Source organism: Paraburkholderia sp. SIMBA_030 (assembly GCF_046535245.1).
Taxonomy (GTDB): domain Bacteria; phylum Pseudomonadota; class Gammaproteobacteria; order Burkholderiales; family Burkholderiaceae; genus Paraburkholderia.
Window position 1 is genome coordinate 1 of sequence record NZ_JAWRXB010001075.1, and the last position, 254, is coordinate 254.

The following is a 254-nucleotide window of genomic DNA, read 5'->3' on the forward strand; positions in this document are numbered from 1 at the left end:
CGAAGAAAATCTGAAGCAACTCGCCGCCGACGAAGCGCGCTACGACAAGGAGCGTGCGCTGGTGACCGAGATCGTCGGCTTGCGTTCCGACATCGACGCGGCCCGCGTGAGTAGTGCCGACGCGGAGCAGGCGCAGAAAGCGGCGCAAGCGCGCGAAACGCTCGCGCTGCGCGTGGCCGAATTGCATGCATTGCAAGGTACTCAGCCGATGGTGCCGTTGCAGGTGGACGGGCACGTCGTCGCTGAAATTGTTG

1 protein-coding gene is annotated in these 254 nt (G+C 63.8%); it reads left to right on the forward strand.

From position 1 onward, the window contains the following. A partial coding sequence (locus SB772_RS43330) for a hypothetical protein (protein ID WP_410838939.1) occupies positions 1-254 on the forward strand: 254 nt, incomplete at both ends.